Annotated in this window: 15 protein-coding genes, 2 tRNA genes and 1 rRNA gene; 8 read left to right on the forward strand and 10 right to left on the reverse strand. The window is 43.1% G+C overall.

The features are described from left to right. Nucleotides 1-576: 576 nt before the first annotated feature. The 3 genes from SG35_RS30415 (at nucleotide 577) to SG35_RS30425 (ending at nucleotide 5,657) form a co-directional block, all read left to right on the forward strand. Nucleotides 577-1,302 (forward strand): RepB family plasmid replication initiator protein, encoded by a 726-nt coding sequence (locus tag SG35_RS30415; protein WP_044835711.1) that lies wholly within the window; start codon nucleotides 577-579, stop codon nucleotides 1,300-1,302. A 734-nt stretch (nucleotides 1,303-2,036) separates the two neighbouring features. Next, nucleotides 2,037-3,815 carry a replication initiation protein gene (locus SG35_RS30420; protein ID WP_160298395.1) on the forward strand — a complete coding sequence of 593 codons (1,779 nt, stop codon included), beginning with the start codon at nucleotides 2,037-2,039 and terminating at the stop codon, nucleotides 3,813-3,815. A gap of 453 nt (nucleotides 3,816-4,268) precedes the next feature. Further along, nucleotides 4,269-5,657, forward strand: a complete 1,389-nt coding sequence (locus SG35_RS30425; RefSeq protein ID WP_044835709.1) for a hypothetical protein — start codon at nucleotides 4,269-4,271, stop codon at nucleotides 5,655-5,657. A gap of 166 nt (nucleotides 5,658-5,823) precedes the next feature. On the opposite strand, the gene SG35_RS30430 is transcribed toward SG35_RS30425, so the two are convergent. The 6 genes from SG35_RS30430 to SG35_RS30455 form a co-directional block, all read right to left on the reverse strand. Beyond that, nucleotides 5,824-8,700, reverse strand: a complete 2,877-nt coding sequence (locus SG35_RS30430) for a M16 family metallopeptidase (protein WP_044835708.1) — start codon at nucleotides 8,698-8,700, stop codon at nucleotides 5,824-5,826. 150 nt (nucleotides 8,701-8,850) lie between these two features. Then, nucleotides 8,851-9,516 carry a hypothetical protein gene (locus SG35_RS30435; protein ID WP_044835707.1) on the reverse strand — a complete coding sequence of 222 codons (666 nt, stop codon included), beginning with the start codon at nucleotides 9,514-9,516 and terminating at the stop codon, nucleotides 8,851-8,853. 392 nt (nucleotides 9,517-9,908) lie between these two features. Then, entirely contained in the window at nucleotides 9,909-10,832 is a 924-nt protein-coding gene (locus SG35_RS30440) for a ParB N-terminal domain-containing protein (protein ID WP_044835706.1), read from the reverse strand. 8 nt (nucleotides 10,833-10,840) lie between these two features. Continuing rightward, on the reverse strand, nucleotides 10,841-11,641 hold the full coding sequence (locus SG35_RS30445) for a ParA family protein (RefSeq protein WP_044835705.1): 801 nt from the start codon (nucleotides 11,639-11,641) through the stop codon (nucleotides 10,841-10,843). Between the two features lie 221 nt (nucleotides 11,642-11,862). After that, entirely contained in the window at nucleotides 11,863-12,615 is a 753-nt protein-coding gene (locus tag SG35_RS30450; protein ID WP_044835704.1) for a type 1 glutamine amidotransferase domain-containing protein, read from the reverse strand. Nucleotides 12,616-12,851: 236 nt separating this feature from the next. Then, the gene (locus SG35_RS30455) at nucleotides 12,852-13,802 is read right to left on the reverse strand and encodes a LysR family transcriptional regulator (protein ID WP_044835703.1); all 951 of its coding nucleotides are present in this window, start codon (nucleotides 13,800-13,802) and stop codon (nucleotides 12,852-12,854) included. Between the two features lie 130 nt (nucleotides 13,803-13,932). Between SG35_RS30455 and SG35_RS30460 the strand changes: the two genes are divergently transcribed. Further along, nucleotides 13,933-14,745, forward strand: coding sequence for an enoyl-CoA hydratase/isomerase family protein (locus tag SG35_RS30460; RefSeq protein ID WP_044835702.1), 813 nt, complete (start codon nucleotides 13,933-13,935; stop codon nucleotides 14,743-14,745). Nucleotides 14,746-14,877: 132 nt separating this feature from the next. On the opposite strand, the gene SG35_RS30465 is transcribed toward SG35_RS30460, so the two are convergent. The 3 genes from SG35_RS30465 to amrB form a co-directional block, all read right to left on the reverse strand. Beyond that, nucleotides 14,878-15,711 (reverse strand): KilA-N domain-containing protein, encoded by an 834-nt coding sequence (locus SG35_RS30465; RefSeq protein ID WP_044835701.1) that lies wholly within the window; start codon nucleotides 15,709-15,711, stop codon nucleotides 14,878-14,880. Between the two features lie 172 nt (nucleotides 15,712-15,883). After that, on the reverse strand, nucleotides 15,884-16,456 hold the full coding sequence (amrA, locus tag SG35_RS30470; RefSeq protein WP_044835700.1) for an AmmeMemoRadiSam system protein A: 573 nt from the start codon (nucleotides 16,454-16,456) through the stop codon (nucleotides 15,884-15,886). Next, on the reverse strand, nucleotides 16,434-17,213 hold the full coding sequence (gene amrB / locus SG35_RS30475; RefSeq protein ID WP_044835699.1) for an AmmeMemoRadiSam system protein B: 780 nt from the start codon (nucleotides 17,211-17,213) through the stop codon (nucleotides 16,434-16,436). The genes amrA and amrB overlap by 23 nt, the downstream gene beginning before the upstream one ends. A gap of 123 nt (nucleotides 17,214-17,336) precedes the next feature. Between amrB and amrS the strand changes: the two genes are divergently transcribed. Further along, nucleotides 17,337-18,419 (forward strand): AmmeMemoRadiSam system radical SAM enzyme, encoded by a 1,083-nt coding sequence (gene amrS / locus SG35_RS30480; protein WP_044835698.1) that lies wholly within the window; start codon nucleotides 17,337-17,339, stop codon nucleotides 18,417-18,419. A 110-nt stretch (nucleotides 18,420-18,529) separates the two neighbouring features. Here amrS and SG35_RS30485 read toward each other — a convergent pair whose 3' ends face one another. Next, nucleotides 18,530-18,763, reverse strand: a complete 234-nt coding sequence (locus SG35_RS30485) for a hypothetical protein (RefSeq protein ID WP_274055503.1) — start codon at nucleotides 18,761-18,763, stop codon at nucleotides 18,530-18,532. Between the two features lie 343 nt (nucleotides 18,764-19,106). On the opposite strand from SG35_RS30485, the gene SG35_RS30490 reads away from it, so the two are divergent. The 3 genes from SG35_RS30490 to SG35_RS30500 all read left to right on the forward strand — a co-directional run bounded on the left by SG35_RS30490 (nucleotide 19,107) and on the right by SG35_RS30500 (nucleotide 20,926). Next, nucleotides 19,107-20,646, forward strand: a 16S ribosomal RNA gene (locus SG35_RS30490). Nucleotides 20,647-20,743: 97 nt separating this feature from the next. Beyond that, a tRNA-Ile gene (locus SG35_RS30495) sits at nucleotides 20,744-20,820 on the forward strand. A gap of 30 nt (nucleotides 20,821-20,850) precedes the next feature. Then, a tRNA-Ala gene (locus SG35_RS30500) sits at nucleotides 20,851-20,926 on the forward strand. The last annotated feature ends 158 nt before the right edge of the window (nucleotides 20,927-21,084 follow it).

Consider the following 21,084-nt stretch of genomic DNA (forward strand, 5'->3'; position numbering starts at 1 on the left):
TGCCGTGAAATATTAAAGGCAACTTTCCACCCCATTTTAAGAGACAACTCAGGGAAAATAAATGCCCACAGCGCTGGTTTCCTCTGTCCAGGCGGGCTTCGCGGATAACATAGGCAGGATATTTATATCAAAAGGCAACTTTCCACCCCATAAATACCATATTAGTATTATTTAACCCTACAGCCGTTGGCAACAGGGGATGGGACACGAGTTCTTGAGGTGCAAAAGCAACTTATCACCCCATTGCTGGGGGGAATCACGACATTTTTGTTAAAAGGCAACTTTCTACCCCAATATAAGGGGCGACCTCTTAAGGCGAATGTTATTCGTTGATACAAAAGGCAACTTTTTACCCCAATATGGCTGGTGGCTTTTATGCGTTTTAAATAAAAAGGCAACTTCACACCCCATTTGTAACTACTTGATTTGTAAGGGTAATCTATTAAAGGCAACTTTACACCCCAAAAAATGCGTAAATTCTGCCTGAAAAGATAAAATAACGGTTGACTTCTTTCCTGCTAAGGGCAACTATAGCCAAAAAAGTTGCCTAATATAATTAAAATGAGCGTAAAAGGAATGGCACGGAATAATAAAGCACTTAAAGAATCAAGAATTCATCACAGTCAAGAGTTAGTCGATGCGGCTTATACCTTAACCCGTGATCAAAAAAGAATTTTATGGTTATTCCTGGCCGATATTGAAGACAGTGAGAAGGTCGGGGTTAAAGTTGATGCCGAAAAGGGCACCTTAGAGTTTAACCTGCAGGCTTATGAAAGCATCTATAATGTCTCTCCCCATGAAGCCTCGCGTGACGTACGCGAAGCCCTGACTGGCTTTAAAGACAGGGAAGTGAAATTATATTTACCGGAAGAGTCGTCTAAAACCGAAATGGCAACCGACGAACTCCCCTGGTTAGGTAAGAAATCCTACCGTCCAAAACGTGGTTCCTACACGGTTTATTTTAACCCCTATCTGATCCCCTTTTTAGGTAATATCAAAGAGAGTGTTGCCCCCAGGTTTAAGACCTTAGAGCAGCTCTCCAACCCGCTACACGTCAGGATGTACACCAAACTGATAGAAAGCGACTCATATAAACAATGTGAGCTGGAAGTGAGTTGGATGATAGAACGTTATGAGTTGCCTAAAACCTATAGCCGCTACTCCAATTTCAAGCAAAAATTCCTCAGTCCGTGTATTGAAAAGATACGAAAATTAGAGGGCATGGGCAATTTAGAGTATAAAGAGCTCAAAAATAATCCGGAAAGGAAGCGTGCGGTTTCCACGATAGTGTTTACCTGGTAAATCTTTATTTTTCAAAAGATTGGGGTGGAAAGTTGCCTTTCAGACTATTTGGGGGGCGCAAAGTTGCCTTTGGGATCTTTTCCTTGATCCTTTAAAAATTAGATCATAAAGTCTACGCATCAGAGGGAATTCTGACGGCAACAGCTTAAAATAGGGACTTTTGAGACTATTCTCGGTGAAGGTGTTGCTTAGATATTTAGATCCGGATCAGTAATTAAAAAATTGCCGGTGGGGATCTTCATTTAAGGATCTGTTTTTCAGTCCTTAAAAAGAGAAAATCCCGAAAGCCAGTCGCCAAACTATAACTTTCGAGATTTTTTGCTTTACGACAAGCAAGAAGAAGTATACCGATATTTAGCGGTTAAGTGCAACTGATAAATATAACAGGTGCTGCCTTGTCCGCAGACTTGTGCCCGTCTTATACCCTTTTTGCTTTGAAAACAATAACCCATGATAAGCAAAGAGGTTCTCATGAACTCATATAATCACACTCGTTATAAGCCGCTAGAGCCCTGCTCTTTTGTGGTTGCCTTACGATAATTTAATACTGCGTTACAGCGATATTTAAACCTGTACCTGGCTTTGAGTCTTAGGTACGGCGGGAGTTCGCCTGCGCAAAATTAATGATGAGTCAATTATCACACCTGAGCCCGGCATTTTCGGCCGAACAGGAAATCATGAGTGCTATCTGGCATAACGCGCCTTATGCGCCGTTTTGCTCGGATAATAAAACTGTGGGCAGCCAGTTACCCCGGCGGGAAGCGTTCAAACGCCCCTATATCCAGTTAAACCCTCCTTGCAACATCAAATTTTTTATCATCGATATCGATCATGAAGACGAAGGGCTTTGGAATAATGCCGAGATGCCTGCACCCAATGCCATTATCCGCAATAAAAATAATAAAAAGTGTCATCTGTTATTTCGTGTTGACGATATCCTGGTTAAATCCGTTAAAGATAATGTAGAAGTCAGATCTGAACCCATCCTTTATGCCAATGCCGTTTATTATGGCCTGTGCAACAAGTTTAAAGCGGATCGGGCGGCGTTCAACAACCTGGTGTCGAAAAATCCTTTTCATCCTGACTTTAATACCGAGTTTATTCACTCCCGGGTTTATAAATTAAAAGAGCTGGCTGAGTTTGCCGAGCCTGACTGGTCGGTTTACCAACGGGGGGAGAAGGAGAACCCTAATCCTGACTCCCGGCATTTATCCCTGTTTCATAAAGTACGTCATTTAGCCTACCAGCAGGTGAATCAATATCGCCTGGGCAGCGACTTGGAAAGTTTTTATCAAGCGGTACTTAAGGAATGCATGGCCAGCAATCGGTTTAAAGGGGTTGGTTTTCGGGAAGACGAGAACTTGCCGGCAAGTTCGGTAAAGGCTATTGCAAAATCAATAGCAACCTGGACCTGGAATAACTACACGGGCACAAGCTGTAATCGCGGCATTATGAAATTACCTCATGATATGGAGCAAAGGCAGAAGCAGCAAAAGGCTGCCTGCTATGTTGCTGATCTTAAACGCGAGCGAACGCTTGAGAGGTTAAAACAAGCGTTTAAAAAACTCCTGGCTGAAGACGCTAAACCGACACAAGTAAAGGTTGCCCAGGAGGCCGAAGTTTCCCTGAGTACTGCTAAGCGTTATTGGCATGAGCTTAAAACTGTATTGGGCCCCGCTAAGGTTGCTGCTATTCAACCAGAAAAAGTTTCATTAGCTATACATAAGGTTTCTTCCCCGCGCGAATTTAAGAGCCCTGCCCTTGATATGGCTTATCGGTATCAGTTAAGTTCTTTTCTTGTTAAGCAACATAGTTCAGCTCTATCTCTCGATTCATCTTTGTTTAATCAGGAGTTTTTAACTTTAACTTCTCATTACAGTTTTCAATCTCACTCTGGTCGTTTCATAGAATCTTCATCAAGTCATTTTAACGTTCAAACTTTGTCTAAAAAGATTCGCGAGTCTGTGTTTAAAGGTTGGTATGAAATCGATTTGATTTTTTCACACGGACAAATGTTATTAGATGTGATGTCTGCCCATATAGATGATGTCTTAATACCAAAGCAGGCTAACTCCCCTGCTCTTTGGCAAAATCTCGAAGTTGATTCCTGGTTACAGCTTGTTGATCATTATGGTGACTTTTTAAATAACCTCGATATCAGGCTTTCATCTTGGCAAGCGTTGTCAGGGCTGTCGCCTAAAGTGCTAAAAGTTGCATTAGTTTCTTATTTACATGGTGCAGGTAATGGTAAGTTGAATAATTTGCTCTCCGGTAAGTTATCGTTATTAATGTCTGATAAACAGTTTTCTAAGTTATTGAAGACTTTTGAACTATGCCGTAAGAGTATTAAATCCTTATCGGTTAAATTAAATAGATGTGAAGCAGAAGTCTTTAAACCTTATTGGGGGCAATTGTTAGTGATTCATGATGGTATTTTAATTCAGGACTTTTCTTTTGCTGAGCAGATAAGTGCTTCAATTAAGTATCAGCATACTTTGTCATTACTTTCTTAATAAACAAAGATTTGTCTAAAAGTTTTTATTTTTATGTAACGGTGTTCAATTTAAAGTGATCGCGTTTTTATTCATTGATGAGCAAGATTACTAAACAGTGATGTGGAGAAGAGATGTACTGAAAACTTCTTTGTTTTGCCGGAAACAGTTTTACGTTAATGGTTTCTTAGGAATATGTATAGATTTCGGGTATTTGTAAATAGCCTTGAAATAAAATTATCAATAACCGCCTTAATGATTGTTTTGTTATGGTGCGTTTTAACATTAAAGATTTAAGAAATACCTTTGTCGTGATTGTGACTAGCTCTATTCTTTTGTAGAAACTTAATTGTTCGATGGCCCTCAGGAGCACTTTGAGAGTGTATAAGAGTCAGAAAAAGTTAAGGCTTGATCGAAACACTTATACGCTGGTGGAGCCTTTTATTTCTTATTTTACTAAAAGGGGAATTTATCATGTCATCATTTAATCTGCTTCCGCTTGGCTCGGATGTTGTAGTCACTCAGGGCAACGGTGATACCACTAAGTATAATCTGGCAAAGATAGAACAAGCATTGATTGATAAATTACAAGGCGCTATTCAAAGTAAAATTAAGGGGGCTGTAGCCTTGCCGGATAGCCATAGACATAAATTTCTTACAGATTCCTACGTGAGTGCTAAAAAAAATGTGTTAACCGGATCGGCTCGCCGTGATATAAAAGTTTTAGATGATGCTATGCTGCAGTTGGCTATAAATCGAAGTAAAAGGGAAGCGGATGTAGCTGGGATCAAATATGATGCGACGCATAAGAGATTTTCTAGTGGCAATCTCAATGTCCCGCAGTGGGCAGATACTACATTCAACTCAGACTCCAAGCAAATTCAACTCAATCGCAGTAAGCCTGCGGATCATGTATCTGATGCAAATGATGCTGCAGGGCTCAATAGCAGTAGAGATGAAAATAAAGAAAGGCTTATGGGATTAGCGAAACCTGTGGTCAAAGGTGCTGAAGTCGATGAGGTCAAGCTAAAATATGGCGCTGTTTTAGAGCTGCTGCATCAGAAAATCGGATTACCGAAAGCTGAGGTAAGGAGTAAAGAAGAACAACAGAAGTTAATTCCTCCTGCTTTTGAGCCAAATAAAGTAAATGAAGTACAACCACTTGAAGTACCGGAGATAAATGCCAACTCTGAAGCTTTCGAAGATGAAGAAAAGAAAATTGTGCTGGGAACAACTGATGGCCTGTTGATTGAAGAAGATCAACCGGTGTTGATTCCTCCTGCTTTTGACCCAGAATTACTTCAGGAGAAGAAAAAGAATGAAGCTCAGCCTGTTGAAGAGCTCAACATTATGTCTGAAGTTAATTTGGAGGAAGTAAAAGAAATTAAATTAGTGAATACAGAGGTACGCAGTAAAGATAAAGAGCGGATCCCTCCACCTTTTAATCTAGAACTGCCTAATGCAAACTATATTGAAGAAGTACAAGCAAATATTGACATAAAAAGCAAAGAAAAAGCACAGAAGCTAACTCCTCCACCTTTTAATCCAGATCAGCTTGGTACAAACCTACCAGAGAGAAAAGACATCCTTCAAGCGAATGTAGGTGAAAAAAAGAAGTTTAGCTCTGCATTATTTAAAAATGCGCTGAGCCAGAATGTCAAGGATAAAGGTGAGCTTAAACTTGAAGAGATTGAAGCCAAGATTTTAGAAGCAAAGCTGGAAAGAGAGAATGAGGAAAAAGATAAAAAAGAGCATGATCAATCAATGACTGGCCTTTTGAAAAATACCTTGGAGAAGTATCGTGGATTTGTTATGGATGATGACGACGACGATGATGAAGAATTTTTTGGTGATGATGATTAAAACAAAATATTATAACGGCTTTTTAGTGTTGTCTTGATTTTAGCAGGCCTGTAACTGGAAGTATGGTATTTTATCCAGCTTTTGCCTTCTTAAAAAAGCTTGAGGTATAAATAATGCCGTTCATGAAAATAAACGGCATTATTAATCTTTAAACTTTGTTTAAGTTTTATTCAAAAACCTGGTCGACTGCTAAAATCTCAACATTATCGGTCGAGATCTCTAGCGGATAGTCCTGAATAATCTTGTCTTCATTGAGCAGTTCAGCCGGCTTTTCACTGTTGTACTTCAAGGTAGAACGAGACTCTTTCACCAGGCGCTCTTTCATGTCTTTGGCGTCGCCGGAAATATACACATAATGGATATCGTCGGTTTGCAGATTTTCCTTGATTACGCGGTTTACATCAGTAAGTGTTAACTTACCCAGCTGCTCGCGCACATAGGTGACGAAGTCTTTAGTGTTATAGAACTCACTGTCTAACGCGTAACCCAGCTGTTTATCCTGGCTGGATACCAGCTGAGGAACATAGTTAAGCAGGAAGTTACGCGTTGCTTCAAAGTCTTTTTCCGTCATGCCGTTTTTAATTAACTTATCCAGTTCGAACAAGGCGGCGCGTGTTGCGAAATGGGCATCGTTATTTGAACGCAGCGGACGTAACCAAACCTGGAAGATCTGGCTGGAACGGCCTAAGTTGGCGTCGGGCTTGGTTTGGAACATTCCTCTTGGGAAATATTCAATATAAGAATAATCGCCATAGTTCATGCCGCGGCTTTGACGAATTTGCTGATACAGGTAGCTGTTTGAGCTTCTGTGCTCACCAAAGTAAGAGCGTACTAACCATAAGGCAGCCCAGTCTTTATCGCTGCGCAAGGTTTCGATAGGGAAACCGAAAGAAACAGCGGTAGATTTTGCCGACTTTTCAACAATTGTGGCATGGTGGCCTTTAAGTTCTGGTGCCTTGGCTACCGATAAGCGTTTTTCTTCGCCTTGTGGCAGTTGCGTTAAGTCAGCAATTAACTGCTCTTTTACTGCTTTTGGCAGTGCGCCGGTAATGCCTAAGTGTAACTTAGCCTGAGTAAGTTGTTCTTTATAAAAGGTTTTAATATCTTCTAAGGTCAGGGATTCCAGATCTGAAATATCGCCGTAGTTATAACTTTCATAACTGTGGCCAGGATATAACTTGGCATACAATACTTCTTTACCCAGCTCTTCATCGTTTGAGGCCTTTAAACCTGACTTGATGCTGTCGATCAGTTCTTTTTTCAGACGTTTAAAGTCATCTTTGCGCCATCCCGGATTAAGTAATTGATCACTAACTAAGGCATACCAGGCAGCGGCATTATCTTTATGTACCCTGCCGCTAAAGGACATCATTTCTTTGTCCAGCTGTCCGTGGAAGCTGCCAGCCAGTGGATAAAGACCTTTTTTGATTTCCTGGTAGCTGCGAGTTTGTGAACCGCCTTCGGTTAGCATGCTGGCCATTAACGCCGCAGCCCCTTTCTTGCCTTCAGGATCAGCGGCGGCACCTGTGTAGAATAAGAAGTTAACGTCTACCAGAGGCGAATCGTTACTGTTATCCAGGATTGAAAAACCTACTTTACCGGGTTTTTGCGATAGTTTTGCTACCGCACCGGCCAGGTCTACTTCTTGTTCAAAGCCATCGATTTTCTCCAGCGCCGACATGGTTACTGTGGTGCGGTTACTGTCGATGAAATATTTGTTGGCAATAGTTTTAATGTCTTCAGGGCTGATATTATCAAAGCTTTGATAAAGCTGGTTGATTACTTCAGGATCCCGGGTGAAGTGCATATAAGAGGCTAAAGTGCTGGCAATGGCTTCTGATGAGTCTAAACCGTTAATAAAGCTGTATTTGAGGTTGGATTTTAAATTATCCAGTTTTTCTCCTGCTACCGTTTCTGTACGCACCTGGGCATAGGTGCGGTTGATGGCGTCGCGAACCAGTGTCAGATTTTTTTCATCGTCGACTTTTACAAAAACATGACGTAAACCGGCGTCTTTTGTTTCCGGGTTATAAACAAACATCTGGCTGGCAAGCTGTTTATCAACAACCAGCTCCTGGTATAGCGGCGAGTTGTCTGAGAAATACAGTTCAGAGATCAGGTCTAATGCCGCGCGGTCTTTTTTAGTCGGCTGCATGTCGGTCCCTTTAAAAGAGACTAATAACCAATGGCCGGGTAAGCCGTCAAAAACTTCATGCTGGTATCTTGGCGCTTGTTGTTTCGGCTCGGCCGGTACTTGTGATTTGAAATCTCCCCGTTGCCACTCACCCCAGTATTTTTTCACCATTGCCAATGTCGCTTTTGGCTCTATATCACCAACGATTACCAGAGATACATTTTCCGGTTTATAGAAGCGATCGAAGAACTGTTTGCCGTAGTCCATCTGATCCGGCATGGCTTCGATATCTTCGAAAAAGCCCATGGTGGTATGTTTGTAGGTATGGGTATCGTAGGCGGTTTTGCGCACGGCCGATAACAGTTTACGGATCGGGCTGGCATTGTTTTTCAGGTATTCCCCTTTAACCGTTAACGCCTCGGTACGGAACTGGGCTTCGCTATACTCCAGGTTTTGGAAGTGATCAGCCTGAATCTCCAATACTTTTTCTAAATGTTCTTTAGAAAAGTCAAGGTGATAGTTGGTATAGTCGTTAGTAGTATAGGCGCCGTTATCAACACCGGCATTTTTGAAGATATCGGCATATTCAGCCTGCGGGAATTTTTTAGAACCCTTAAACATCATGTGTTCGAAAAAGTGGGCGAAGCCGGTTTTACCTTCTTCTACTTCGTCCCTGGAGCCGGTCGAAACAGGAATTTGTAACGATACCAGATCTGGATAATCGGTCTTTACTATCATTATCCGCAGGCCGTTATCCAGCTCTTCTAACAGGTAATCCTGGCTAAATACTTTATTTTCGCCTTGAGTGGCGACACTTTGTGGCATGTTTTGATGCTGAGCCGTTAAGGTACCACAGGCGCTTATGGATAAAGCTGTGGCGATCACTACGGCAAGTTGTTTTAATTTCATATTTTTGTTCTCGGTAATTTGACCCGGTTATTATGCGAAACTACGGGGCATTTTTCTAGCACAGTGTGGCAAGCCAGCCCTGCAAAATTAACTAAAATGTAACACTATGTATCCATATCAATGTTGTGATTTGAACGGGGATTATTTTATTTAATCTGTTTCTTCTCCAAGAAAAGCCCTGATGATCTCTGCCCTGCCCCGCGCTTGTGCCAGTTTTTCTGATGTCTTCATTTGGGCACGGGCTTGCCAGCCCTGGGTGAAGGCTTTTTCCAGTACCTGTTGCAACATTCTCTGCTCCGGGGGCGGCAAGCGTAACCTGAATAAATAAAGCCAGGTCTCATCTGTCAATTCCGGGAGTATCTGTGGCTGTTTTTGATCCTGGGCCAGGGCTGTTAAATGTTGTTGAACACTGGCCTGTTCGTCTGGGGAAGTTAAGTAATAAAGGAGATTATCCAGCCCGCCATCTATCCCCTGCCCCGGCTCTTGTAATCCTAAACGCGAAGCGATCGGTTTTAGCCTGGCCAATGTTTCTGCCGACAGTGAAACATTTTTACGGCCATGGCGTAACTTGTAGCAATATGCCCGGTAAGCATCGCATAATTTTGTAAATGCAGCCGGGGTCATCACCGCCTTTAGATCGGGTTTTGCGCTTGTGAAGCTTTGCCCGGCCATCTTGCTGATAAAAATGTCTATGTCTTCAAATTCCGGGGGCGGTTGCTGCCGAAAATTTTCTGCCACCAGGCGTTTTTTAAAAGCAGGTTTGCGGATATAGTTTTGCCACAGGTTGACCACTTCATTTGTGCTATTGTTTTTCATATTTACGACTCTGATGTGCACTTCCTTTATTATATGCGTTTTAGCCGTGACATGTCACGGTTGTATTTTTAACTATTTCGGCTGGCTTGATGCGTTACTTTTAAAGGAATAACGCCTGAACCGTTGATTAAAATTACAGATCCCCGGGGATCAGATCATTGCAGTTCACTATTTTTCGCAGTAAGTGATTTCAAGTGCTAAGCGCCCTACCCTGCTTCCGTATTGTAAATTACTGACTTGAATTTGGTTGGCGCCCTGCCCTGTTTTCCTGACGGACATTTATTGCTGTTAGGCTGATAATGATTTTCTATTTGGCAAGTTTATTTTTTGAGAGAAAATATTAAAGCGATCTTGCCTAAGGCATGATCGCGATAATGGAGAGCTGTTGAAATTTACTTGTTAATATAACCTTTAATGACCTGCTCTATCTCGTTGAGCAAATCTCCGGGCACTCCTGCCGGAATGCTTATTTTAGTATGCCCTTTGGCATTTTGAACCAGGGATATTTTATGTTTGCCCACCATGAAGTTTTTATCTTCAGTTTGGCTAACGGCTCCCATAAATTCAGTAATGTAGGCTATCAGCTTGTCGGCGCTGGCAAATTGCTTGTTTGCTAACTTTGCTTTTAGCGCCTCTGTATCAAGTGCCGCATCACCCAGGATAGATTTTACCTTGATACCTTTTCTTAATCCCCAGGTATAAGTGTCCTGCACCGGGGTTTGGATCCACTCCGGCAGCTCGGCCAGTTTCAGTTTTTCGTTCATGGTTTGCCGGGATACTTTTTTATCCTGCATCTCGGCAAAAATGGTGACTGTCAGGCTGTCATCTTCCCGCTTCATATTGTCATAGACAAATTTCAGGTAGCGGCAATCGGTTAAAAAGTCCGGCTCGGTCCGGCCGTTATTTTCGTTATCGGCTAAATACTTGGCTTCGCTGTCATCGACATCCACCAGATCTACCGTCAGTAATTCCCCAGCTTCAATGCAACTTAAGCGTCTGCGGCAACCGGCGATAACTTCGATTTCGATACCATTTTCATCCGGCACCGACAGTTTTCTTGCATAGACAGGTGTCAGGTTGCCTTTGCCTTTTTTGATCAGCGGCACCAGATCAGAGATATCAACCACCAGGGCAAAATTTCTCGGGTTGCCCGACCACAAGCGGGTTTTTGCCGGATCTACCTGGATGGTGGTTTTTTTAACTTGCCTGCTGGCCAAAGTTAAGAAAGATTCTGTCTCTGTGGTTTTTTCTTCCACTTCTGACGGATACTTAGCGCCAAGTGCCGCCTTTTCTAATAGATCTATATTGAGGTCCATAACGGCTCCTAGCAAGTTGTGTCAGACGTGTCTGACACCGTCTGAGTTTCGCGTTTGTATTCCACTTCCCGCATACCGTCTATTTCATCTAAGAGCAAATCGAACTGGGCGCGTTTAGCATGGGCGGCATACTTATATTCACCGGTTCCGGCTACTGTATCCGACAAGGTTAATCCCTTGTCCTGAATTTTCTTGATGGCTTTTACCTGGGGAATGGCCACGCCGGAAATTGAAGCATATGAGAGCAGCTGTACACACACCCTTTTCGCTTCCTGGAACAGATCCCGTGAAGTATGGTCAACCATAGTCAACAACAGTCTCGGATCTACTCTAAAGTCCGGGTTAACCCCATCCTGAACATTTTCTTCAATTTGCTTAATGACAAATAAGGTTGGGATCAACTGCTCTAAATCCACCTGGCTTGGCTGGAATGGCAGATAAATCATGTCTGAAACCGGTACCGAACTTTTAAAGGCGCGGTTTTCATAACCGCCGGTATCTACCAGCACATAGTCATATAGCTCATCCAGTGCTTTTAAGTCACGGGTTAAGGTATCGTCAGGTTTTCTTAATTCACATTTGATAAAAGGCAGTTCGTCCAGTCCTTGTTTAACAAGTTCCTGACTATAGTTTTCTCTGCGTCGGATATAATTCACTACCGACTCATTGGTATCGGCATCAACAATACAAACCGTGGTCTTTGTGAGTGTACCGCGCCTTTTGGCCTTGGCTATGATGGCACCGGCCAGGTTAATGGCAGTAATCGACTTACCAACGCCGCCTTTTTTATTGCCAAATAAAATGATCATTATTATTCGCCCTGTAAGTGATTAATTTATTTTTAATTAATCTTTGTTAATTCGTCTGACAAATAAAAAGTAACGCAAAAAGGCCTATAAGGCAAGAGTGTCAGACACGTCTGACACCCTTTTTTGATAATAAATTGAAAATAAATTTATTTTGCTGGTTTTAGCCGCAATTTCAGGGCTTAACAACAGATTGGCTGGTTGATATCAGCACTAATCCGGGGTTATTGCTGATGCAGTAAAATCATCTCTTTGGCCACCAGCGCCGCCGAAGGCAAAAACATGGTGGAAACAATTCGGCTGTCAATAATGACTTGGTGTTTATCTTTTAAAGTTTTTTTATTCTGGGCAATGGCGCCATTTTTATTTAACTGGCTTTCCACCATAAAGGGCAGCAAGCTGCCCTGCTTGGCCCAAGACTTGGTTTTTTCGGTAGAGTTGGGAAAACCGGCAATTTTTTTGTCCTTTACTAAAAACTCCCCATTGGCTAAGCGGACATTGGCAAAAGCCCCTGCCCCATGGCCGCCGCTGCCGACAATGCCGCCGTCCTGGTAAATTTTGGCCATGATCGCTAAAAGCTCGGGATCAGTGGCAACATCAAATAAAGGGCCGTAACCGCCGCCGATATATACTCCCCAATAATCGTCCGGGTTGACCTTAGTTGCCGGGAGGGAGTGATTGGTTTTTTCCTGGAAGGCTTCGTATTTGATGGTATAGCTGCTGATACCAACAGGATCCATCATAAATTCAAGTTTTCCGCCTTTAGGCGAGGCAAAGTCTACCTCGTAACCATGGCTGACAAAAACATGGTATGGTGGTGCAACTTCCCAGAGGTTGTTGCGGGCATCGTGCTTTTCCGCATCCCCCATATCTGTGACATTGGAAGCGACGATAAGTATTTTCTTCGGTTCTTGTGCGTGGGTATTGGCTGATAAGACTATAGCGAGTGTGAATATAACAGGGTAAAGATAGCTCATAGGTTTTTTGACTCTATTGGATTTGGTTTAATCGTTTTGTGGTTAGATGAAGAAAACGAACAAGAGGTTTAAATCATAGAGCAGAAAATTTATATGTTTACTGGTAATGATAAGGCTAGACCGTTAACTTTGATCATGATGAAAAGGTGGGGCAGGTGAGAGGAGGTGGCAATGTCATCTATTATTAGAATAAGTCCTACTTGAATTGTTTGAAGCTGGCATTTAGCCACTTTGCTCTAGCGTTTATTCCCATACATATTAGCAAAGCCTGGAATTCGTGTTTCCCAGACTGGAATTTGTTCTCCTATTGCCTCTTTAAGGATCTCAATGAAGAGCTTGGTTTTCATGGGAGCATTCTTGTGAGGGTATACTGCATAGAAGGTCCCGTAATCAGCTAAATTGACATGTGTCATCACCGGTATTAGTTTCCCTTCCAAGACCTCGTTTTCAATCATTTGTGCTGTAGTGACCGTAAGCATTTCTCCTGCGAGTACGGTATTAATCAGCATTTCAACTTCATTCACTTTATAAGTGGGGGTTAGCTGAATAAATGCATCATTTCCTGAGCTGTCAAAATACTTAATTTTATCGATCACTAAACCTTGCGCCGAATAAACAACTGCGGGCAGACTCTCAAGTTTCGAAATAGTGGTGGGCTTGCCGTATTTTTCGATAAAGGCAGGTGCGGCTACAATTAATAACCTATTCCGGGCTATTTGCTTAGAAATTAAATTTGACTCTTTTGGTTCACCAATACGAAACCCTATGTCAAAGCCTTCGCCAATAAGATCTACAATCCTATCTTCTAAAAGTAATTCTATGCGAATATCTGGGTATAATGCCTGAAATTTTAATATAGCTTGTTGCACATACTGACGACCAAAAAGAGTTGAGCTGGAAATCTTCAGTTCTCCTCTTGGCTCTGTATGATAGTTTTCAGCCAGGCGTTTAGCATTGTTGAGTAACTCTCTTAATTGCTTTGCCTGGCTGACCATTTCAGAACCTGCAACCGTTAAAGACAATGAGCGGGTTGTTCGATTTAACAAATGAACACCAAGTTCTTCTTCCAGCTTAACGATTTGTTTAGAAATAGCTGATCTATTGACATTTCTATGTTCAGATACTTTTGCAAAGCTGCCTAGTTCAGATACTTCAAGTAATAAAAGTAGTCTACTTGCGAAATCCATAAATCACCTATTGGTTCCTATTTGGAAACATTGTAGTTCACTTTGGTCTGTTTTTGGAACTCTAACATTGGCTTAAATTTGCTATACAAATTTAACAAGTCACCATATATCAAGCAAAGAGAGTAGAGCTATGAAAAAGCTAGCTATAAAGAGAGAGCCAGGTGTAGTTACGGTACTTATTCAAAACCCTCCTGTGAATATTTTAACGACAGATTTAATAAATGAATTAAACGAATTCATTTTATCCTTAAGGGATGATAGAGAAACAAAGGTTGTTGTTTTTAAATCCTTTCATGAGGCATTCTTTATTGCCCACTTAGATCTTAACGTGATTAACGGTACTCAAGGCGGCCAAGCCGCGTCAATAGCGTTTAATCAGATGATTGCCAATATTAAAGCCATGAAGCAGCTTTCCATTGCCGTTATAGACGGCGTCGCACGTGGCGGAGGCAATGAATTTGTTATGGCATGTGACTTAGCATATGGTACTGAAAACTCAGCTTTTGCCCAACCAGAGTTATACATTAATATTCCTACCGGAGGACAAGGTGCGGTGCAATTTGCTCGTCGTTTAGGAAAAGGTAAAGCACTACAAGCTTTGCTTACCGGAGCTGATTTTACAGCACATCAGGCAGAGTCATTAAATATTATTACGCAGTTCATCCCTAAAGCTGATTTAGATGCCTTCTTAAGGCAGCTACTGTCCATCGTTGTTGGCTGGGAAGTGCGTGATATCGTGATGTACAAAGAAATTATTGCTGCCTCTATAAAGGACGAAGATGCGGGGGCTGAGCTGGAGTTAAGATACTTTCTAGAGCGAGCAAAAGAAGAAAAAACGCAAACTATCATTGCCGCATTTCTTAAGCATGGCGGGCAAACAGAACGTGAAGCTAATGACATTCAGGGAATTTTTGTTGATACGGCAGCAGAACTTGGCAAATAAATATGCGGTAACCAATTAATGTCTTGTAGCAGCAGCTGGTGTTTATGGCCTGCCAGATCTAATTGAACTATTGCCCGCTTTGTTGGTAAGCCATGTATCAGAATGATATATGGCTTACTGAAAAGGGCATCATTAACTTTCGTCTGTCCCTATATAATGTTCCAATTTAGCCACTGAATTGTCATGCGTTAAAATTTTCATCTGGTGGATAGCTATCTGGTTAAGCTTCTGCAAACGTTCAGCCTGCGGCATGCCTTCGTTAATGAAAACCGCATTGAGGTTTTCCAGGTTCGATAAACATACCAGTTGGGAAACATTGGCCATATCCCTGAGATTACCTTTTTGCTTGGGGTTTGCTTTGCGCCAATGCTGGGCGGTTTGACCAAATAAAGCCATGTTAAGCAGATCCGCTTCCGAGGCGTAAACATACTTTATCTGGGATTTACTCAGGCTTTCCGGGATCAGGTTCTCTTTAATAGCGGCGGTATGGATGCCGTAATTGAGCTTGGTGAGGTTGCGCTTAATATCCCAGCCAAGTTGCTTTTGCTCTTCATCTTTTAACCGCTGAAATTCCTTGATCAGGTAAATTTTAAATTGCGGCGAAACCCAGGAGGCAAATTCAAAGGCAATATCTTTATGGGCATAGGTGCCGCCATAGCGGCCGGCCTTGGCAAAAATGCCCATGGCATTGGTTTTACTGATCCACTGTTTCACCGAGAGTACAAAACGGTTAAGACCCGCCTGACTTTTAATTCCCTCGAATTCGGGGGAATTAAAATCCGGGTTATAAATGTCTTCCCAGATCCCTAAAAATTCTATGGTATTTTTGTTACGCAGCCAGTTCTCTATCAGTGATGAGCCGTTTTCTATATCCCGTACCATATCGGTTAGGGAAATAAAGTCGTGTTCTTGTTGTGCCACAATCGATACTTCGACGCCTTGTACATCAAGCTTGCTTTTAGTCATTATGGTTTAGGTGTTCCCTGTGGCTAAGTCTATATTTCCTGATGAATTCTACACTTAACGGGAATAACAGGAACAGCTTTTTTTCACTGGCGTGAAGTTTTAGCAGTTAAAATAAAAAGCTGATATAGGCGATTTATGGCGTGGTCTGTTATTAATTTATTGGCTAATGATGTCAGCGGCAGATAAAGCTATGAAAGCGTGATATTTGAATGCTGCTACTCCAGTAATCTGCTGACCAGCCGCCTTTTTCTTTTAATGCACGAACAAAGGCTTCAGCTGTGGGCAGTTTTTGCCATACCGAAGGTAAAAACACTGCATGTAAGTGCTTCTCTCTTAACACTAAGCCATCAATACCGACTTTCAATTGGTCGATCAGTGCTTGTTCTCCTGTGTTTGTCATCGGCACCGTAGGCGATAAAATCGATATTTCAAAACGGGCATCTGCTAATTCTTCTTCGGTTAATGAATCAAAGCGGTAATCTTCAAAAGCACAGCTAAAGCCGTGGCGGCAGGCATCGCGCCATAGGGGATCTTTTGCCGTGGTTGTGCCGATACAGCCCCTTAGCTGATCGTTGACATAGAGTGTGACAAAGCTGGCTGCAACCTGCTTCAGGGCATCAGATTCTGGCTCCGGGGGACAGAAAAAAAGCCGCTCCTTAACTCCTTGCCTGAGTACTTGCCAGATCAGTGCCTTAAGCTGTGATTTTTCATCGCTATTTAGTTCAATAGAGGATAAAGCTGGCATAGCCCACCACTTTACTTCTATCGCCACTGGTGTCGCCGGAATTTCCGTGTTCCAATAACTTAATGTGCCAGTCTTCCCGAAGAGCGAAATCGAGTAAACCATTTACCGCATGACAACCGCAGGCATCGTATGGCTGTATATCAAGGTTAAATGCCAATATCGCCTCTATGGTTTTTTGATCTAATACCCGTGCTTCCTGATCGCTGTGATAATGACTCATATCACTGCTAACAACGATGATATTTTCAGGATTGTCCGAGAAAACATCTAATATTTTACTGACTTCTTGTGGTGAAGCTTCACCGACAACTATCGGCACCAGCTGGAAGTCATCCAGGCAAGTTTGCAGGAAGGGCAGTTGTACTTCCAGTGAGTGCTCTAAGGCGTGTGGTTGATCCTGCTGAACCAACAATCCCGCATCAACTAATTGCCGGCAAGCCTGTTCATCGACGCGCACTTTGCCAAGCGGGGTGGAAAAAAAATCATAATGGGGCACGGCACAACCTTGTAGATATACCCGGTGGCTTGGCCCCAATAAAATAACCCGTTTAATCGTATCTTTGAAATGCTTTAGCGTTGCATAACCACTGGCGGCTATGCTGCCGGAATAACAGTAACCGGCATGAGGAACGATTAACCCCTTAGGGAAAGTTTCTGATGAAGGAAAAGGGTCCAGCATCTGACCAAGATCTTGCTTTAGTTCCTGGGGAGACTCGGGATAAAAGCTGCCTGCAACAACGGGGTTTCTATCTTTCATGGTTTTCACCAAAGGGCTTGGTTTAAAGCGCTGTTAATTACCGTAAAATGCGTGTGCTGTACGCGGTTTCTGCTCACCAATTGACTACACTTATAGCATAGCTTTAATTCGGAAAATATTGTCATGAATGCCCCCGATTTTGAGCATTTTCCCACTAAGTATTGGCAAAAACTCGATGATGGCCGGGTAAGGTGTGATATGTGCCCGCAGCACTGTACTTTAAGGGAAGGAAAGCGGGGCACCTGCTTTATTCGTATGCACCACCAGGGAGAAATCGTTCTTACCAGCTACGGCCGCTCGTCCGGGTTTTGTATCGACCCGGTAGAGAAAAAACCTTTAAACCATTTTTATCCCGGCTCCAGTGTCTTGTCTTTTGGTACCGCCGGGTGCAATTTGGGTTGTAAGTTTTGTCAAAACTGGGATATCAGTAAATCCCGGGAAATCGATACCTTATGCGGTAGCGCTATGCCGGAGCAACTTGCATTGGCGGCAAAAAGAAAAGGCTGCAAAAGTATTGCCTTTACCTACAATGATCCGGTGATCTTTTTCGAATATGCCATAGATGCTGCCAAAGCAGCCCATGAACATAATCTAAAAAGCATAGCAGTATCAGCAGGTTACATCTGTGATGAACCGCGTGTTGAATTTTATCGCTATATGGATGCCGCCAATATCGACTTAAAAGGCTTTACCGAACATTTCTACCACAAAATTTGTCATGCGCATTTGCAGCCAGTGCTCGATACCTTGGTTTACCTGAAAAATGAAACCCAGGTTTGGTTTGAAATTACCAACCTGGTTATCCCCGGTGAAAATGACAGTGATGAAGAGTTGCATAACATGTGTCAATGGATCGCCGAGAATTTAGGCCTGGATATTCCGCTACACTTTTCGGCCTTTCATCCGGATTTTAAGATGATGGATAAAGAAAGAACGCCATTATCAACCCTATTAAGAGCAAGAAATATTGCTTTAAGCTATGGCTTGCACTACGTCTACTGCGGCAATGTTTTTGACCGGGAGTCGGACAGTACATACTGCCCCAATTGTCAGGGAGTAGTGATAGAAAGAAATTGGTATGATTTAGGAAGCTATCATTTAGACGACACCGGGCACTGCCAGCACTGTGGCCATCAACTTTCGGGGCGATTTGACGGACCAAAACAAAACTTCGGCAGGCAACGTATCCCCATCCGCATTCAATAACTTAGCAAAGAAAACTTTAAGTAGTGCTTTTTAATACCTAAACGGGGCTTTTAGCATTAGCTATTGCTTATTACTATTAAAAGTTTCGTAACAGCAATGTTTTAATCTGTTTATCTCATCATATTCGTGAAATAGGCAATATGCACTTCCTTTGAAGTATTGTCTTCATTAATAGTAAGAACAACTTTTGAACGCCTGTAACTACCAATACTGGCAGGGATAGCAGGTTTTTTTAAATAAGTTAAAAAAAGTGTTGACCCCGGCAAAAAAATCTCTAAAATGCGCATCCACTTCCACGGGGCAGCCCAACGAAGTGTTTTGATAAGTTTAAGTGATGCAAACATGACTTAAACAGCCAACAAAACTTTGAAAAAAGAGGTTGACATCAAAGCTGAGAAGCGTATCATGCGCATCTCGCTTGAGACAAGGTCTTAAGCAACAACGGTTAACGAATGCGATTAATCGTTTCCTCTTCTTTCGAAGAGGAGTTCTTTAAAAATTAGTTATCATGCAATTTGTGTGGGCACTCACGTTAATGTTGATTTTACATAGCTAGCTCTCTTCTAGAGAACTAGCAAAAAATAAACTTAATGATGAATGACACACAAGTACGACTTACTTTTTAAGTAAGTAATATTTATTTGACAGAATTCATTGAGTCGAAGCGAAAGCTTCACAAACGATTTTTAATTGAAGAGTTTGATCATGGCTCAGATTGAACGCTGGCGGCAGGCTTAACACATGCAAGTCGAGCGGAAACGAGAAGTACTTGTACTTCGGCGTCGAGCGGCGGACGGGTGAGTAATGCTTGGGAATATGCCTTATGGTGGGGGACAACAGTTGGAAACGACTGCTAATACCGCATAATGTCTACGGACCAAAGCGGGGGACCTTCGGGCCTCGTGCCATTTGATTAGCCCAAGTGAGATTAGCTAGTTGGTAAGGTAATGGCTTACCAAGGCGACGATCTCTAGCTGGTTTGAGAGGATGATCAGCCACACTGGGACTGAGACACGGCCCAGACTCCTACGGGAGGCAGCAGTGGGGAATATTGCACAATGGGCGAAAGCCTGATGCAGCCATGCCGCGTGTGTGAAGAAGGCCTTCGGGTTGTAAAGCACTTTCAGTTGTGAGGAAAGGGGTGTAGTTAATAACTGCATCCTGTGACGTTAGCAACAGAAGAAGCACCGGCTAACTCCGTGCCAGCAGCCGCGGTAATACGGAGGGTGCGAGCGTTAATCGGAATTACTGGGCGTAAAGCGTGCGTAGGCGGTTTGTTAAGCAAGATGTGAAAGCCCCGGGCTCAACCTGGGAACTGCATTTTGAACTGGCAGGCTAGAGTTTTGTAGAGGGTGGTGGAATTTCCAGTGTAGCGGTGAAATGCGTAGAGATTGGAAGGAACATCAGTGGCGAAGGCGGCCACCTGGACAAAAACTGACGCTGAGGCACGAAAGCGTGGGGAGCAAACAGGATTAGATACCCTGGTAGTCCACGCCGTAAACGATGTCAACTAGCCGTCTGTATCCTTGAGATGTGGGTGGCGCAGCTAACGCGATAAGTTGACCGCCTGGGGAGTACGGCCGCAAGGTTAAAACTCAAATGAATTGACGGGGGCCCGCACAAGCGGTGGAGCATGTGGTTTAATTCGATGCAACGCGAAGAACCTTACCATCCCTTGACATCCAGAGAATTTACCAGAGATGGTTTAGTGCCTTCGGGAACTCTGTGACAGGTGCTGCATGGCTGTCGTCAGCTCGTGTTGTGAAATGTTGGGTTAAGTCCCGCAACGAGCGCAACCCCTATCCTTATTTGCCAGTGCTTCGGGCGGGAACTTTAAGGAGACTGCCGGTGATAAACCGGAGGAAGGTGGGGACGACGTCAAGTCATCATGGCCCTTACGGGATGGGCTACACACGTGCTACAATGGCAAGTACAGAGGGCAGCAATACCGCGAGGTGGAGCGAATCCCACAAAGCTTGTCGTAGTCCGGATTGGAGTCTGCAACTCGACTCCATGAAGTCGGAATCGCTAGTAATCGTGGATCAGAATGCCACGGTGAATACGTTCCCGGGCCTTGTACACACCGCCCGTCACACCATGGGAGTAGGTTGCAAAAGAAGTGGCTAGTTTAACCTTCGGGAGGACGGTCACCACTTTGTGATTTATGACTGGGGTGAAGTCGTAACAAGGTAACCCTAGGGGAACCTGGGGTTGGATCACCTCCTTATCTTGAAGTAAAACAATGCTCTCGTTGAGTGTTCACACAAATTGCTTGATAACAAATTGAAGAAGTCCAAACATACCTGCTTCGGACTCTATACGATAGGTCTGTAGCTCAGCTGGTTAGAGCGCACCCCTGATAAGGGTGAGGTCGGCAGTTCAAGTCTGCCCAGACCTACCAATATTTAATAAGCGGTATGTACCCTGATAAGGGGCTATAGCTCAGCTGGGAGAGCGCCTGCCTTGCACGCAGGAGGTCAGCAGTTCGATCCTGCTTAGCTCCACCACTTCTTCAAATTTAAAGAGACCAAACTTAAGGTGTTCATTGAACAAATTAAGTTTGGTTTTTTTAACCAAGTCATAACCGAATGAGCGTTATGTACTGTTCTTTAACAATCTGGAAAGCTGATATATATACCCGGTAATTTATCGTGTCGCGCGATAA

Origin of the sequence: Thalassomonas actiniarum, from assembly GCF_000948975.2 — a bacterium.
Classification (GTDB): Bacteria; Pseudomonadota; Gammaproteobacteria; order Enterobacterales; family Alteromonadaceae; genus Thalassomonas; species Thalassomonas actiniarum.

Coding starts and splice junctions, on each gene's coding strand:
- SG35_RS30465 (WP_044835701.1), bottom strand. CDS start 15,711: ATGACTAAAAGCAAGCTTGATGTACAAGGCGTCGAAGTATCGATTGTG.
- SG35_RS30425 (WP_044835709.1), top strand. CDS start 4,269: ATGTCATCATTTAATCTGCTTCCGCTTGGCTCGGATGTTGTAGTCACT.
- SG35_RS30440 (WP_044835706.1), bottom strand. CDS start 10,832: ATGGACCTCAATATAGATCTATTAGAAAAGGCGGCACTTGGCGCTAAG.
- SG35_RS30435 (WP_044835707.1), bottom strand. CDS start 9,516: ATGAAAAACAATAGCACAAATGAAGTGGTCAACCTGTGGCAAAACTAT.
- SG35_RS30445 (WP_044835705.1), bottom strand. CDS start 11,641: ATGATCATTTTATTTGGCAATAAAAAAGGCGGCGTTGGTAAGTCGATT.
- SG35_RS30460 (WP_044835702.1), top strand. CDS start 13,933: ATGAAAAAGCTAGCTATAAAGAGAGAGCCAGGTGTAGTTACGGTACTT.
- SG35_RS30450 (WP_044835704.1), bottom strand. CDS start 12,615: ATGAGCTATCTTTACCCTGTTATATTCACACTCGCTATAGTCTTATCA.
- amrA (WP_044835700.1), bottom strand. CDS start 16,456: ATGCCAGCTTTATCCTCTATTGAACTAAATAGCGATGAAAAATCACAG.
- SG35_RS30415 (WP_044835711.1), top strand. CDS start 577: ATGGCACGGAATAATAAAGCACTTAAAGAATCAAGAATTCATCACAGT.
- SG35_RS30430 (WP_044835708.1), bottom strand. CDS start 8,700: ATGAAATTAAAACAACTTGCCGTAGTGATCGCCACAGCTTTATCCATA.
- amrB (WP_044835699.1), bottom strand. CDS start 17,213: ATGAAAGATAGAAACCCCGTTGTTGCAGGCAGCTTTTATCCCGAGTCT.
- SG35_RS30485 (WP_274055503.1), bottom strand. CDS start 18,763: ATGTTTGCATCACTTAAACTTATCAAAACACTTCGTTGGGCTGCCCCG.
- amrS (WP_044835698.1), top strand. CDS start 17,337: ATGAATGCCCCCGATTTTGAGCATTTTCCCACTAAGTATTGGCAAAAA.
- SG35_RS30455 (WP_044835703.1), bottom strand. CDS start 13,802: ATGGATTTCGCAAGTAGACTACTTTTATTACTTGAAGTATCTGAACTA.